At 64.1% G+C, this 14,462-nt stretch carries 12 protein-coding genes; 10 read left to right on the top strand and 2 right to left on the bottom strand.

The window, feature by feature from the left end:
• The first annotated feature begins 306 nt into the window (after positions 1–306).
• From ileS to BC360_RS13115, 3 genes are all read left to right on the top strand, one after another.
• Entirely contained in the window at positions 307–3,216 is a 2,910-nt protein-coding gene (gene ileS, locus BC360_RS13125) for an isoleucine--tRNA ligase (protein WP_065795599.1), read from the top strand.
• 129 nt (positions 3,217–3,345) lie between these two features.
• A complete protein-coding gene (locus BC360_RS13120; RefSeq protein ID WP_065795454.1) occupies positions 3,346–3,966 on the top strand; it encodes a hypothetical protein in 621 nt (206 codons plus the stop codon).
• Between the two features lie 3 nt (positions 3,967–3,969).
• Entirely contained in the window at positions 3,970–4,449 is a 480-nt protein-coding gene (locus tag BC360_RS13115) for a GNAT family N-acetyltransferase (protein ID WP_065795453.1), read from the top strand.
• Positions 4,450–4,470: 21 nt separating this feature from the next.
• On the opposite strand, the gene BC360_RS13110 is transcribed toward BC360_RS13115, so the two are convergent.
• Entirely contained in the window at positions 4,471–4,920 is a 450-nt protein-coding gene (locus tag BC360_RS13110) for a nucleoside deaminase (RefSeq protein WP_053250858.1), read from the bottom strand.
• A 73-nt stretch (positions 4,921–4,993) separates the two neighbouring features.
• On the opposite strand from BC360_RS13110, the gene BC360_RS13105 reads away from it, so the two are divergent.
• The 3 genes from BC360_RS13105 to BC360_RS13095 are packed head-to-tail and all read left to right on the top strand — an operon-like array spanning position 4,994 to position 8,505.
• The gene (locus tag BC360_RS13105; RefSeq protein ID WP_065795452.1) at positions 4,994–6,994 is read left to right on the top strand and encodes a pseudouridine synthase; all 2,001 of its coding nucleotides are present in this window, start codon (positions 4,994–4,996) and stop codon (positions 6,992–6,994) included.
• A 6-nt stretch (positions 6,995–7,000) separates the two neighbouring features.
• On the top strand, positions 7,001–7,561 hold the full coding sequence (rsmD, locus tag BC360_RS13100; RefSeq protein ID WP_065782829.1) for a 16S rRNA (guanine(966)-N(2))-methyltransferase RsmD: 561 nt from the start codon (positions 7,001–7,003) through the stop codon (positions 7,559–7,561).
• Between the two features lie 59 nt (positions 7,562–7,620).
• The gene (locus tag BC360_RS13095; RefSeq protein ID WP_065795451.1) at positions 7,621–8,505 is read left to right on the top strand and encodes a patatin-like phospholipase family protein; all 885 of its coding nucleotides are present in this window, start codon (positions 7,621–7,623) and stop codon (positions 8,503–8,505) included.
• Positions 8,506–8,529: 24 nt separating this feature from the next.
• On the opposite strand, the gene BC360_RS13090 is transcribed toward BC360_RS13095, so the two are convergent.
• Positions 8,530–10,365, bottom strand: coding sequence for a monovalent cation:proton antiporter-2 (CPA2) family protein (locus BC360_RS13090; protein WP_065782826.1), 1,836 nt, complete (start codon positions 10,363–10,365; stop codon positions 8,530–8,532).
• Between the two features lie 161 nt (positions 10,366–10,526).
• Here BC360_RS13090 and BC360_RS13085 point away from each other — a divergent pair, with 161 nt between their 5' ends.
• From BC360_RS13085 to waaA, 4 genes are all read left to right on the top strand, one after another.
• Entirely contained in the window at positions 10,527–11,873 is a 1,347-nt protein-coding gene (locus tag BC360_RS13085) for a TldD/PmbA family protein (protein ID WP_065795450.1), read from the top strand.
• A 56-nt stretch (positions 11,874–11,929) separates the two neighbouring features.
• Positions 11,930–12,745 (top strand): 3'(2'),5'-bisphosphate nucleotidase CysQ, encoded by an 816-nt coding sequence (locus tag BC360_RS13080; RefSeq protein WP_065795449.1) that lies wholly within the window; start codon positions 11,930–11,932, stop codon positions 12,743–12,745.
• Between the two features lie 58 nt (positions 12,746–12,803).
• On the top strand, positions 12,804–13,040 hold the full coding sequence (locus tag BC360_RS13075) for a DUF4170 domain-containing protein (RefSeq protein WP_053250851.1): 237 nt from the start codon (positions 12,804–12,806) through the stop codon (positions 13,038–13,040).
• 91 nt (positions 13,041–13,131) lie between these two features.
• Positions 13,132–14,445 (top strand): lipid IV(A) 3-deoxy-D-manno-octulosonic acid transferase, encoded by a 1,314-nt coding sequence (gene waaA, locus BC360_RS13070; protein WP_065782820.1) that lies wholly within the window; start codon positions 13,132–13,134, stop codon positions 14,443–14,445.
• Positions 14,446–14,462: the final 17 nt, after the last annotated feature.

Raw genomic sequence — 14,462 nt, 5'->3', positions numbered from 1 at the left:
AAGGCCGAAAACGCCTTAAACAACCGGCCACCATGACCCGGCACCGTCGATTGACCATCGATCAGCGAATTATTGGCCCGGCTTTCCGCGCGCACTAGGCCGCCGGAAGGTCCGGGATTTCGGCGTTTCCAACGCCCCAGTCATCTCTAGAGCGCCGCGCGTCTCCTGAGCGCGCCAAGGTCGCTCTAACACTTTGAAGCTGCGCATGATCCTTTCCGAAGATCGATCCCGATTTGCGGGTCATGCGCCAGATACCACCCTTTCGCATGCGCGACGATCCGCGCGGAAAAGATGATTGCAAAGACCATGACAGATACCGCTGAGAAGATCGACTATTCCTCCACCCTCTACCTGCCGCAGACGGAGTTTCCGATGCGCGCCGGCCTGCCGCAGAAGGAGCCGGAAACGGTTGCTCGCTGGCAGAAGATGGGCCTCTACAAGAAGCTGCGCGCCTCGGCCGCCGGCCGCGAAAAGTTCGTGCTGCATGACGGTCCTCCCTATGCCAACGGCAACATCCATATCGGCCACGCGCTGAACAAGATCCTCAAGGACGTCATCAACCGCTCGTTCCAGATGCGCGGTTTCGACGCCAACTATGTGCCCGGCTGGGACTGCCACGGTCTGCCGATCGAGTGGAAGATCGAGGAGAAGTATCGCGAGAAGGGCCAGAACAAGGACGAGGTTCCGGTCAACGAGTTCCGCAAGGAATGCCGCGACTTCGCCGCCGGCTGGATCCAGATCCAGGCGGAAGAGTTCAAGCGCCTCGGCATCGAGGGCGACTTCGACAACCCCTACACGACGATGAACTTCCACGCCGAAGCCCGCATCGCCGGCGAACTGATGAAGATCGCCAAGATGGGCCAGCTCTATCGCGGCTCCAAGCCGGTGATGTGGTCGGTCGTCGAGCGCACGGCGCTGGCCGAAGCCGAAGTCGAATATGCCGATGTCGAGAGCGACATGATCTGGGTGAAGTTCCCGGTCACCGAAGGTCCGGACGACCTTGCCGGCACCTTCGTCGTGATCTGGACGACCACGCCCTGGACCATCCCCGGCAACCGCGCGATCGCCTTCTCCTCGCGGTATGCCTACGGCCTCTATGAGGTTGCGACCGCCGAGAATGACTTCGGCCCGCAGCCAGGCGAGAAGCTGATCTTCGCCAAGCGTCTGGCTGACGAGTCCGCGGCCAAGGCCAAGCTCAGCTTCAATTTCGTTCGCGATATCGAAGGCGCTGAATTGGCGGCCGTCACCTGCGCCCACCCGCTGCATGGCCTCGGTGGCGGCTACGCCTTCAAGGTGCCGCTGCTCGATGGTGACCACGTGACCGACGACGCCGGCACCGGCTTCGTGCATACGGCGCCCAGCCACGGCCGCGAGGACTTTGACGCCTGGATGGACAATGCCCGCGCGCTCGAAGCCCGCGGCATCTCGTCGGCGATCCCGTTTACCGTCGACGACGCCGGCTACTTCACCGCCGATGCCCACGGCTTCGGCCCGGACGCCGAAGGTGGTGCCGGCCGCGTGCTCGACGACAAGGGCAAGAAGGGCGACGCCAACGATCGCGTCATCAAGGCGCTCATCGGCCGGCATGCGCTGTTTGCCCGCGGCCGCCTGAAGCACTCCTATCCGCACTCCTGGCGTTCCAAGAAGCCGGTGATCTTCCGCAACACGCCGCAATGGTTCGTCTACATGGACAAGGGCTTCGGCGACGGCACGACGCTGCGCTCGCGCGCACTGTCGGCGATCGACGACACCCGCTTCGTGCCGGGTGCCGGCCAGAACCGCCTGCGTGCGATGATCGAGGGACGCCCGGACTGGGTGCTCTCGCGCCAGCGCGCCTGGGGCGTGCCGATCGCGATCTTTGCCGACGACCAGGGCGAGATCCTCGTCGACGAAGCCGTCAATGCCCGCATTCTCGAAGCCTTCGAGCAGGAAGGCGCCGATGCCTGGTTTGCCGACGGTGCCAAGGACCGCTTCCTCGGCAACGACCACGACCACGAGGAGTGGCATCAGGTCATGGACATTCTCGACGTCTGGTTTGACTCAGGCTCGACCCATACCTTCACGCTCGAAGACCGTCCGGACCTGAAATGGCCGGCCGACGTCTACCTCGAAGGCTCCGACCAGCATCGCGGCTGGTTCCACTCGTCGCTGCTCGAATCCTGCGCGACGCGCGGTCGTGCGCCCTACAACGCCGTTGTCACCCATGGCTTCACCATGGATGAGAAGGGCGAGAAGATGTCGAAGTCGAAGGGCAACACCGTCACGCCGCAGGAGGTGATGAAGGATGCCGGCGCCGACATCCTGCGCCTCTGGGTCATGACAACGGACTATTGGGAAGACCAGCGCCTCGGCAAGACGATCATCCAGACCAACATCGACGCCTATCGCAAGCTGCGCAACACCGTCCGCTGGATGCTGGGCACGCTGGCGCACGACAAGGGCGAGGAGATCGCCTACGCCGATTTGCCCGAGCTGGAAAAGCTGATGCTGCATCGCCTGGCCGAACTCGATCAGGTCGTTCGCGAAGGCTATGACGCGTTCGACTTCAAGAGGATCGCGCGCGCGCTGATCGATTTCTCGAACGTCGAACTCTCCGCCTTCTATTTCGACGTGCGCAAGGATGCGCTCTACTGCGACGCACCGTCGAGCCTTCGTCGCCGGTCGGCGCTTGCCGTGATCCGCAAGCTGTTTGATTGCCTGGCGCTGTGGCTTGCGCCGATGCTGCCCTTCACCTGCGAAGAGGCCTGGTTGTCGCGCAAGCCTGACGCGGTCTCGGTCCATCTCGAGCAGTTCCCGGCGATCCCGACGGAATGGAAGAACGACGCGCTTGAGGCGAAGTGGGAAAAGATCCGCGCGGTGCGCACGGTCGTGACCGGCGCGCTTGAAATCGAACGTCGCGAGAAGCGCATCGGTTCGTCGCTGGAGGCGGCGCCCGTCGTCTCCATCGCCGATCCGGAGCTGTTGAAGGCGCTCGAAGGCGAAGACTTCGCCGAGATCTGCATCACCTCGTCGATCACTGTCGAGGCGGGCGAAGGCCCGGCCGACGCCTTCCGTCTGCCTGAGGTCGCCAAGGTCAGCGTCGTGCCGAAGGGCGCCGTTGGCCGCAAGTGCGCCCGCTCCTGGCGGATCACGACCGACGTCGGTTCGGACGCTCTCTACCCTGAGGTGTCTGCCCGTGATGCCGCCGCACTGCGGGAACTTGGCTTCAAGGCTTAAGGGATCATTTACCGGATGAATTGCGCTTACCGCATTCATCCGGTAAAACCTGCCCGAAATTTGGCGGATTTCTCCGCCATGGGCGCTGAGTGGCCGCGCACGTGACGGTGGCCGGCTAGAAGGAATCTCATGGAAATGACGCGAGAGTTGCGACTGTTTGCTAGCGTTGCCGCCATTATGACGAGCGGCCTGGTGCTTTCGGGCTGCATCGGCGGCCCGACCTACGGCACCGACAAGACGGCCGGCGAACAGTTGATGGACGACCTCGGGGGCGCTGTGAGCATTGCTCCGAAGCAGGGCAACCAGGTCAAGTATCAGCCGCGCCCCGGCCTGGTGCTGCCACCGTCCGGCCAGCAGACCGCCCTCGTGGAGCCGCAGAAGTCACTCGCCAGCCGCGAAGCGAATCCGGAATGGGTCGAGTCCCCGGAAGAAGCACGCAACCGCCTGCGCGAAGAAGCCGACGCCAACAAGAACAACCCGAACTATGTCTCGCCGCTCGCAAAGGCCAGCGCCAATGGTCGCCGTCTTTCGGCCAAGGAGCAGCAGGAAGCCTATCGCGAAGCGCGCAAGATCGAGATGGGCGCCTACGCCGACAAGCGCCGCTTCCTGAGCGATCCGCCGCTCGAATACCGCCGCCTGCCGGACGGCGCCGAGGCTGACCTGGGCGAACCGGAGAAGGTCAAGGAGCGCCGCCGCAAGAAGGAGGCGCAGGTCAAGAATTCCGGCACTAAGTGGTACTGGCCCTTCTAAATCATGACGATCAGCATTCGCGACGCGCGACCGGAAGACGCGGAAACCATCCTGCGCTTCATCACTGAACTTGCCATCTACGAGAAGGCCCCCGACGAAGTCGAGGCGACCGTCGAGCAGTTGCAGGCCTCGCTTTTTGGCCCGAACGCGCTCACCCGCGCGGTCATCTGCGAGATGGACGGAAAGCCGGCCGGTTTCGCCATGTGGTTCTACAACTACTCCACCTGGCAGGCGCGCAAGGGGCTCTATCTCGAAGACCTCTATGTCACTCCGGATTGCCGCGGCTCCGGCGCCGGCAAGATGTTGTTGAAGCATCTCGCCAAGATCGCCGTCGAGGAAGGCTGTGGCCGCTTCGAGTGGAGCGTGCTCGACTGGAACGAGCCGGCAATCCGCGTTTACGAGGCAGTCGGCGCCGAGCCGATGTCGGAGTGGACGCGCTACCGGCTTGCGGGCGCTGCACTGGAGACCTTTGCCGCCGGCTGAAGCCACGGCATAATCGGCGTCTCACCGCTTATCGGCAAAGAAATCCCTGAGAATGTCCGCGGCTTCACGCTCGGCAAGCCCGGAATAGACATCGGGCACGTGGTGGCATGTCGGCGAGCCGTAAAAGCGCACGCCGCTGTCGACCGCGCCGCCCTTGGGGTCTTCGGCGCCGTAATAGAGGCGACGGATGCGGGCAAAGGAGATTGCCGCCGCGCACATGGTGCATGGCTCCAGGGTGACATAGAGATCGGCGCCCGTCAGCCTTTCGTCGTTGAGCACCATGGAAGCTTCGCGGATCGCCACGACCTCGGCATGAGCGGTGATATCGTTGAGTTCGCGGGTACGGTTTCCGGCGCGCGCGATGATTTCGCCATCGAAAACGATGACGGCGCCGATCGGCACTTCGCCGCGTTGGCCCGCTTTTTTGGCCTCTTCGAGGGCCGCATCCATGAAGCGTGTCGTATCAGTCATCGCTCAAACAATAATTTCTCTTAACCCACGGGCTCCGACCTGATAGGACAGCCGCAAAAGGCAGGCAACACAAATGACATCCAAAGACAAGCCCACGCGGCCTGGCGGCAAGCCCGCCGGCCGGGACAAGAAACCTCATTTCGCTGGCAAGAAGGCGGCAGCGCCTGAGGCCCGTGCTTCGCGGCCGCCCAAGGCAGGCCCGAAACCCGCCGCCGCAAGCGCCGACGAACCGCAGCGCATCTCCAAGATCCTGGCGCGCGCCGGTGTGGCTTCACGCCGCGATATCGAGCGCATGATCATGGAAGGCCGGGTCAAGCTCAACGGTGTCATCCTCGATACGCCGGTTGTCAACGCGACGCTCGCCGACGACATCGAAGTCGACGGAAACCCGATCCGTGGCATCGAGCGCACACGCCTGTGGCTCTACCACAAGCCGGCCGGACTGGTGACCACCAATGCCGACCCGGAAGGCCGCCCGACGGTTTTTGACAACCTGCCGGGCGAGCTGCCACGCGTTCTTTCGATCGGCCGCCTCGACATCAACACTGAAGGCCTGCTGCTGCTGACCAATGATGGCGGCCTTGCCCGCGTGCTCGAACTGCCGTCGACCGGCTGGCTGCGCCGTTACCGCGTGCGTGCCCATGGCGAAATCGACCAGGACGAATTGGACAAGCTGAAGGAAGGCATCGCCGTTGACGGCGTGCTCTACGGCGGCATCGAAGCGACGCTCGACCGTGTGCAGGGTTCGAACGTCTGGATCACGATGGGCCTGCGCGAAGGCAAGAACCGCGAGATCAAGAACGTGCTCGGCGCGCTCGGCCTCGACGTCAACCGCCTCATCCGTATTTCCTACGGCCCGTTCCAGCTCGGCGAATTGCCGGAAGGCCACGTGCAGGAAATCCGGGGCCGGACGCTGCGCGACCAGCTCGGACCACGTCTGATCGAAGACGCCAAGGCGAATTTCGACGCGCCGCTCTACAACGATCAGTCGGCAACCGTTGCAAGCGAAGCGTCGGAGGCCGAAGGCTCCGATACGCGCAAGCCCGAACGCGCCGGCCGCTGGGAAAAGCCGGAAGACAAGCGCGAACGCGCGCTTTCCCGCCTCGACACCCGTCGTGACGATCGCCGCGACAGTGGTCGCGGCAAGGAGGGCCCCCGTGGCAAGGGCGGCCCCCGCGAAGACCGCGGCGACGCCAAGTTCGAGGATCGGCCGAAGCGCACGCCGGCGCAGCGCGCCCGTACGGCCAATGTCTGGATGGCGCCGGGCGCCCGTCCGCTGGCCGAGAAGAAGTCGAAATCCGCTGAAGGCGATGCCACGGCGAAGCCCGCCCGTCGCGAGCGCCCCGAAAGCGCTCCGAAGACCAAGCGCTACGGCCGCACGAAGGATGGTTTTGCGACGAAGTCATCCGGCAAGTTCGATCCGGACCGCAAGGGCGGCGCATCCAGGGACTTCGACCGCGCCGACCGTCCGGCGTCCGCCGCACCGGTCAAGCGTCGGGACGAAGAGGGCGAATGGATCAGCGCCAGCGAACCCGCACGTCGCGGCAAGGATGAAGGTCGCGATGGCGGCTTCGGCCGGCGCAAGTCGGGCGATGCCGGCGACCGCAGGTCGCGCGATCATGGTGACCGTCCTGCGCGCCGCGAAGGCGGCGATCGGCCTGCCCGCTCAGAAGGCGGCCCGCGCAGTTACTCCGACAAGCCGCGGTTTCCGCGCGCCGAAGGCGACAGGCCCGCGCGCCGTGAAGGTGGCGACCGCCCGCGTGGCGATCGCCCGGCCCGCGCCGAAGGGGGGCCACGCAGCTATTCCGACAAGCCGAGAACCCCGCGCGCCGAGGGCGATCGTCCGCCCCGCCGCGAAGGTGGTGATCGCCCGTTCGGCGACAAGCCCCGCGGCAAGTCCTTCGGCGGCAAGCCGTCTGGCGGCAAATCCTTTGGTGAACGCTCGGGCGCTCCGCGTGGCGGCAAGCCCGGTGGCGGAAAGCCAGCTGGCGGCGGCGGCAGGCCCGGTGGTGGCGGCCGTCCTGGCGGCGGTGGACGTCCGGCCGGCGGCAAGCCGCGCGGCAGAGGAAACTAAGCGGCCGTGCGCATCGTCGGCGGAGAGTTCCGTGGCCGCAGTCTGGCCACGCCCAAGTCGAATGATATCCGCCCGACGACCGATCGGACGCGCGAAAGCCTGTTCAACATCCTGAGCCACTCCTATCCGGAGGCTCTCGATGGCACCCGCGTGCTGGATCTCTTTGCCGGCACCGGGGCCGTGGGCCTCGAGGCCCTGTCACGGGGGTGCCGCCAGGCACTCTTCGTCGAGCAGGGCGTCGAGGGGCGGGGCCTCCTGCAAAACAATATCGAGGCATTCGGTCTTCAGGGACGTGCCAAGGTCTTCCGTCGGGACGCCACCAGTCTCGGTTCCGTCGGCACGATGGAACCGTTCCATCTGGTTTTTGCCGATCCACCCTATGCAAAGGGATTGGGGGAGAGGGCGCTGGAATCGGCGGCTCTCGGCAACTGGCTGGTTCCCGGTGCCCTTGTCGTGCTGGAGGAGCGTGCAGACGTTCAGCCGGCACCAACCGCCGTTTTCGAACGGTTGGACGTCAGGGTGTTCGGCGATACCCGCATGCATTTCTACCGCTTCCGTGGCGTCTGACGTCACACTTTTGATTCGCTTGCAAAGCTAGACTGCCGATTGAACTGGGATGCAGGTCGATGAAGCAGGACGTTTCCACCGCGGATATGTCGCCGCCAAGTGCGAGTGAACCGTCGGTCGCGCTGGCGCTCGGCGGCGGCGGTGCCCGCGGGCTTGCCCATATCCATGTCATCGAGGCCCTCGACGAGTTGGGCATTCGCCCGGTCGTGATCGCTGGTTCGTCGATCGGCGCCATCATGGGTGCCGGCATGGCGGCGGGCCTCAGCGGTGAGGCAATCCGCGAGCACACGCTTGCAACGATCGGTCACCGTCGCGAGGTCGTCAATCGTTTGTGGCGGCTGCGGCCGGCAAGCTGGTCGGAAGCGATGAACACCGGCTTTCGTTTCGGTCAGTTCAACATCGAACGCGTGTTGAAGGCGTTCCTGCCTGAAGCCATCCCCGCGACGTTTTCAGAACTGGATATCCCGCTCAAGGTTGTCGTCACCGACTATTATGGCCAGACGGAACATATCTGCGAGACAGGCGATCTACAAAAGGCGCTGGCCGCAACGGCGGCTCTGCCGGCGGTCTTCATGCCGGTGAAGATCGCAGGACGGGTGATGATCGATGGCGGCATCTACAATCCCATTCCCTTCGATCATCTGCGCGGCCTTGCCGAGATCGTTGTCGCCGTCGACGTCGTCGGTGGCCCGGACGGCGATGGCAAGACGATCCCCAGCCGCATCGACAGCCTGTTTGGCGCCAGCCAGCTGATGATGCAGTCGATCATCGCCATGAAACTGAAGGAAGGTGCGCCGGATATCCTGCTGCGGCCGGACGTCGGTCGCTACCGGGGCATGGATTTTCTGCGCGCAAAGGAAGTGTTGGCGGCGACTGCCGTCGTCAAGGATCAATTCAAGCGGACGCTGGAAGAGCGAATGAAGGCAGCCAGCGTCTCCGGATGAGGTCGCGACCGGTCCCGATCCCGGTTAGGCACTTTCCCGCGCGTCGGCCGGCAAATCCGGCAGGATGCTTTCTCCCGTTTCCGAGGAATGATCGACATCGCGCTTGGGCTTGACCAGCGGCTCGGGACGCACGGGCTGCGAATGCAGCATGTCGCGGCCGGCGGTGATGCCCTCCGCCTCCTGCAGCACCAGGCGCGCCTCGTCGCGCTTGCGGATATCGTCCATGATGGCAATCGCCTCGTCGTCTCCGACCCCAAGTGCCTCCAGTGTCTTTCGGCCGAACAGCAGGCCGGACTCGAAGGTTTCGCGCAGTTCGTAGTCGACGCCTTTTGCCCTCAGTTCGAGCGTATGCAGTCGGTCGTAGGAGCGAGCGAAGATACGGGCATCGGGATACTCGGCCTGGACCAGATCGACGATCCTGTCGGTGGTTTCCTTCTTCTGCGTGCAGACGGCGATGAGCTTTGCCCGCTCGATGCCGGCGGCGCGCAGCACGTCGAGCCGATTGCCGTCGCCGAAGTAGATGCGGAAGCCGAAGGTCGCTGCCTGGCGAACTCGGGCGGCCGAGTGGTCGATGATCGTGACGTCGCGACCGCCGGCAAGCAGGATTTGCGCGGCGATCTGACCGAAGCGCGAAAAGCCGATCATCAGCACGTCGGCGTCCGCACCTTCGAAGTCCTCTTCCATTTCGTCGGTCATCTCGTCCTGTTCGCGCATCAGCCGCGGTGCGAGCATGGAGGCGATCGGTGTCAACGCCATCGAGAGCGTAACGATAGCGACGAGCAGCGAGGCGTCGCCCTGTGAGAAGACGCCGGCTGCCGCCGCCGCCGTGAACAGCACGAAACCGAACTCTCCGCCCTGCGGCAGCAGCAGGCTGATGCGCACCGCGTCGTTGTGATGGGAGCGCGCCAGCCGGCTAAGCCAGTAGAGCACGAAGCTTTTCACCAGCATCAGCAGCGGTACGGCGACGATGATCACCAAATATTTGTCGATGATGACGCCGAGCTGCAGCGACAGGCCAACGGCCATGAAGAACAGCGCCTGCAGAATACCGCGAAACGGCTCGATGTCGGCCTCGAGCTCGTGGCGGTAGGAGGATTCGGCCAGGAGTACGCCGGCAAGAAAGGCGCCCATGGCCATGGAGAGGCCGGCCAGCTGCATCAGCGTTGCCGCGCCCATGACCACCAGCAGAGCGGCAGCAATCATCACGTCGCGCGCGCCGGTACGGGCGATGATCTGGAACAGTGGATTGAGCAGATAGCGGCCGGCGGCCACAAGAATAGCGACCGCCGTGATCGCGATTGCGAAGTCTTCGAGTGGTGTCGTCGTATCCTCCGGCATTTGCGCAGCCAGCAGCGGGATCAGGGCAAGCAGGGGAACGATCGCCAGATCCTGCAGCAACAGGATCGAGAAGGCGCGCTGACCGAAGCGCGTGTTGCGGTCGTTGCCTTCGTCGAGGATCTGCATGGCGAAGGCCGTGGAAGACAGCGCCAGGCCGAAGCCGGCAACGATGCTGCCGGCATGATCGAGCAGTCCGGTCAAGGCGATCCCGTAGGAGAGGATCACGCCGGTCAGCAGGACTTGCGCCGTGCCGAGGCCAAAGATATCGCGCCGCATCTGCCAGAGCCGCGAAGGCTTCAGTTCCAGCCCGATGATGAACAGCAGGAAGACGACGCCAAGCTCGGAGACATGCAGGATCTCTTCGCCTTCGGTGATCCTCTGGGCAACCGGGCCGATCAGGATGCCAGCCGCGAGATAGCCGAGGATAGTGCCGAGCCCGAGACGCTTGAACAACGGTGCAGCAAGCACGGCGCCACCGAGCAGCATCAGCGCCTGGGAGTAGATGATCGGGGTCGTCGTCATGCGTGCGGCTTTCGATATTGCCTCGTCCTGCCCGGGCGGACGGAGGTTTCGGCGGGAGTATCATTGCAGTGTATCGGGCAGTGTATGGGCGGGAATCATGCCAATGCCCTTGATGCATGCTTCAGTGCACAATAAATGGGGCAGGAATGAAAGGCCACATCATGTCAGAAACGATCGATTCCGCCTCCCTCGAAAAACGCGCCGCCGAACTGGTGGACCTTGCCCGCAAGGCGGGCGCCGATGCGGCTGACGCCGTTGTCGTTCGCGGGCGTTCCCGTTCCGTCTCGGTTCGCCTCGGCAAGGTCGAAGCCACCGAGGCGTCCGAAAGCGACGACTTCTCGCTGCGTGTCTTCGTCGGCAACCGCGTCGCCAGCGTTTCGGCCAATCCCGGCTTCGACCTGAAGGTGCTGGCCGAGCGGGCGGTGGCGATGGCCAAGGCCTCGCCGGAGGACCCTTTCGCTTCGCTAGCCGATCCGGATCGATTGGCGAAATCCTACCCGGATCTGGAACTGTTCGACGATCGCGAAGTATCTACCGAGGCGCTCAGCGAAGCCGCGCTCGCGGCGGAACAGGCGGCGCTGGCGGTGTCGGGCGTCACCAATTCCAGCGGAGCCGGTGCTTCCGCTGGCATGGGCGGGCTCGTGCTCGTGACCTCTCATGGCTTCTCCGGCTCCTACATGGCGACCCGCTTCGGCCGCTCGGTAAGCGCGATCGCCGGCGAAGGCACGAAGATGGAGCGCGACTACGATTACGACAGCCGCATCTATTTCGACGATCTGCGCGCCGCCGATGACATCGGCCGGGTGGCGGGCGAGCGTGCCGTGGCGCGGATCAACCCCCGCCAGGTGCCGACCGCCAGGAACGTCACGGTCGTTTTTGATCCGCGCATGGCGCGTGGTTTCGTCGGACATCTCGCCGGCGCCATCAACGGTGCATCCGTCGCCCGCAAGACCAGTTTTCTGCGCGACATGATGGGCAAGCAGATCATGAAAGCGGGGCTGTCGGTAACCGACGACCCGTTGATCGTCCGGGGCTCGTCTTCGCGTCCGTTCGACGGCGAAGGCGTCAGCGGGTCCAAGCTGACGATGGTCGAGGATGGCGTGCTGAACCATTGGTTCCTGTCGACCTCGGCAGCGCGCGAACTTGGCCTTGAGACCAACGGCCGCGGCGTGCGTGGCGGTCCGACGGTCAATCCGGCCTCGACCAACCTGGCGCTCGAACCGGGTTCGATTTCACGCGAAGACCTGATCCGCAGTGTCGGAACCGGCTTTTACGTGACCGAGCTTATCGGCCAGGGCGTCAACATGGTGACTGGCGAATATAGCCGCGGCGCTTCCGGTTTCTGGATCGAGAACGGCGAGTTGTCCTTTGCCGTGTCCGAAGTCACGATCGCGTCTAACCTCAAGCAGATGTTCATGGCGATCACGCCGGCCGACGACATCGACAGGAAGTTCGGCGTTGCCGCACCGACGCTCGCCATCGAAGGCATGACGCTCGCCGGTCTCTGAACCGCAAACGTCCATGACAAAAGCGTTCGGCGATGTGCCGGCGCGTAAGGATTTGAATGTCAGACAAGGCAACATCGATCGCGAGGTGGAAAGAAGATCTGGATCTGATCCTCGCTGCCGCGATCGCCGCCGGCGAAACGGCACTGGGTTACTTCCGAAACGAGCCCGACGTGCGCTGGAAGAATATGGGGCGCTCACCGGTGAGTGCGGCCGATATCGCCGCCAACGACATTCTCAAGGAACGTCTGCTTCTCGCCCGGCCGAACTATGGCTGGCTCTCGGAAGAGACCGACGACGATCGCAGCCGCCTGTCCTGTGAAACGGTCTTCGTCGTCGATCCGATCGACGGCACCCGCGCCTTCATTGCGGGCAAGGATCTCTGGTGCGTGAGCGTTGCCGTCGTTCACCGCGGTACGCCCGTCGCCGGCGTCCTTTATGCGCCGGCGTTGGACGAGATCTTCCAGGCAACCGCAGACGGACCGGCACTGAAGAACGGCGCAAGCATTCGCGTGCGCGACGTCCAGGACGGCGGGGCGCTGCATGTGGCGGTTGCCGAGGACATCGTCGCGAGCTTGGCGCCGTCCTACCGCAACGGCATCGTGCGGGTCCCGCATGTGCCTTCGCTCGCCTACCGGCTGGCAATGGTTGCGGACGGGCGGATCGACGGCACGGTGGTCAAGAAGAACTCTCACGATTGGGATCTTGCCGCCGCCGACCTCATTCTCGAACGGGCAGGCGGGGGGCTCAAGACGCTTGAATCTCAAGCCCTGTCCTACAATCGCCCCAATGTCGTTCATGGCCTTCTTTGCGCGGCGTCGACGGCGGCGTTGCCGGGATTGCTCGCTGCGTCGAGGACCCTTGAGGGCCATTGACCTTTCGAGCCGAATGCCGCAAACCAACGCCCATACCCTATAAGAAAATGGAACTCCAATGGCTCACGACTCCGAGAAGAAACAACGTCTGCATTTGGTCTTTGGTGGTGAACTGACCACCCTCACCGATGTTCATTTCCGTGACCTGGACAAACTCGATATCGTCGGCATTTATCCTGACTACGAAAGCGCGCACATTGCCTGGAAGTCGAAGGCACAGATGACCGTCGACAATGCGCATATGCGTTATTTCATCGTTCATATGCATCGCCTGCTTGATCCGGAAAACGATTGATGCCGATGCCGTCGGCATGCGTGGCGCGCTCCCGCGCGCGCGCTGCATCTGACCGTCGCCCGATCGTTCCATTGGGCGGGGGACTGAGGCCATGAGCAGCTTTCGCGCCCGGCTGGCGCTCTCCAGCTACCGCTGGATCGGTTCGGCGATCTATCCCTTCGTGTGGTCCTATCTTGCCCTGCGCGCTGCGAAGGGCAAGGAGGATCCGGCGCGCCGCCGCGAGCGCTACGGCCATGCCAGCGTGCCGCGCCCGCAAGGTCCGCTCGTCTGGTTCCATGCCGCAAGTGTCGGCGAGACCAATGCGGTCATCCCGCTGATCAAGGAAATCCATCGTCGCGGCATCAATGTCGTCTTGACGACCGGCACGACGACCTCGGCGCGGGTCGCGGCCGGGCGCCTCGGCTCGGCGGTCATTCACCAGTATGTGCCGCTCGATTTCAAGCCGGCGGTCAACCGCTTCCTCGAATACTGGCAGCCGGATCTGGCCATCATCGCCGAATCCGAGATCTGGCCGATGACCATCCTCGAGCTTGGGCGACGCCACATTCCCCAGGTTCTGGTCAACGGCCGCCTTTCCGACCGTACGTTTGCGCGCTGGAAGAAGCGGCCGGCGCTTGCAGACGCGCTGTTTGAGAACCTGGCGCTCGTCATCGCCCAATCGGATGTCGACGCCGAGCGCTTTCGCACGCTGGGCGCCCTGCCGGTGATGGTGTCGGGCAACCTGAAGGTCGATACCGACGCGCCGCCGCACGACCCGCAGGCGCTGAAGGAGTATCGTCAGCAGATCGGCACCCGCAAGACCTGGGCGGCGATCTCGACCTTCGACGGCGAAGAAAGTGCTGCCGGGGTCGTGCATCGTGCCCTCAAGGAGCGCACCGGCCTGTTGACCATCATCGTCCCGCGCCACCCCGAGCGCAGCGACGCGATCGAGGCGGCGCTGACGGCCAAGGGCCTGAAGGTCGCGCGCCGCACCCGTCGCGATCCGCTGACATCGGACGTCGATGTCTTCCTTGGCGACACGATCGGCGAGATGGGGCTCTATCTGCGCCTGACCGAGGTTGCCTTCGTCGGCCGCTCGCTGTTTGCCGAAGGCGGTCAGAACCCGCTGGAGCCGGCAATGCTTGGCTGCGCCGTTCTTTCGGGCGGCAACGTCCAGAACTTTCGCGAGACCTATCAGATGCTTGCCAAGAACGGCAGCGCCAAGATCGTCCGCGACGTCGAGATGCTGGCCAAGGGCGTCAACTATCTGCTCGCCAACGACGATATGCGTCGTTCGATGATCGATGCCGGCCTTGAAACCGTGCAAGAGATGCGCGGAGCGCTGTCGGCGACGATGAAGGGGCTCGAGCCCTATATCAATCCGCTCGTCGTCAAGGCGCGGCTTGAACCGCGCAACGACCTCTGACCGCATCGGGAGACGTA

The sequence above is a fragment of the Ensifer sp. LC163 genome, from assembly GCF_001695855.1.
Classification (GTDB): domain Bacteria; phylum Pseudomonadota; class Alphaproteobacteria; order Rhizobiales; family Rhizobiaceae; genus Ensifer.
This window is presented reverse-complemented; position numbering and strand designations above follow the sequence as displayed.

Bases quoted from the DNA above. Each gene is read 5' to 3' on its own strand.
- BC360_RS13105 (WP_065795452.1), top strand. From the start codon at position 4,994: ATGACATCCAAAGACAAGCCCACGCGGCCTGGCGGCAAGCCCGCCGGC.
- waaA (WP_065782820.1), top strand. From the start codon at position 13,132: ATGAGCAGCTTTCGCGCCCGGCTGGCGCTCTCCAGCTACCGCTGGATC.
- BC360_RS13095 (WP_065795451.1), top strand. From the start codon at position 7,621: ATGAAGCAGGACGTTTCCACCGCGGATATGTCGCCGCCAAGTGCGAGT.
- BC360_RS13115 (WP_065795453.1), top strand. From the start codon at position 3,970: ATGACGATCAGCATTCGCGACGCGCGACCGGAAGACGCGGAAACCATC.
- BC360_RS13120 (WP_065795454.1), top strand. From the start codon at position 3,346: ATGGAAATGACGCGAGAGTTGCGACTGTTTGCTAGCGTTGCCGCCATT.
- BC360_RS13075 (WP_053250851.1), top strand. From the start codon at position 12,804: ATGGCTCACGACTCCGAGAAGAAACAACGTCTGCATTTGGTCTTTGGT.
- BC360_RS13085 (WP_065795450.1), top strand. From the start codon at position 10,527: ATGTCAGAAACGATCGATTCCGCCTCCCTCGAAAAACGCGCCGCCGAA.
- BC360_RS13090 (WP_065782826.1), bottom strand. From the start codon at position 10,365: ATGACGACGACCCCGATCATCTACTCCCAGGCGCTGATGCTGCTCGGT.
- BC360_RS13110 (WP_053250858.1), bottom strand. From the start codon at position 4,920: ATGACTGATACGACACGCTTCATGGATGCGGCCCTCGAAGAGGCCAAA.
- BC360_RS13080 (WP_065795449.1), top strand. From the start codon at position 11,930: ATGTCAGACAAGGCAACATCGATCGCGAGGTGGAAAGAAGATCTGGAT.
- ileS (WP_065795599.1), top strand. From the start codon at position 307: ATGACAGATACCGCTGAGAAGATCGACTATTCCTCCACCCTCTACCTG.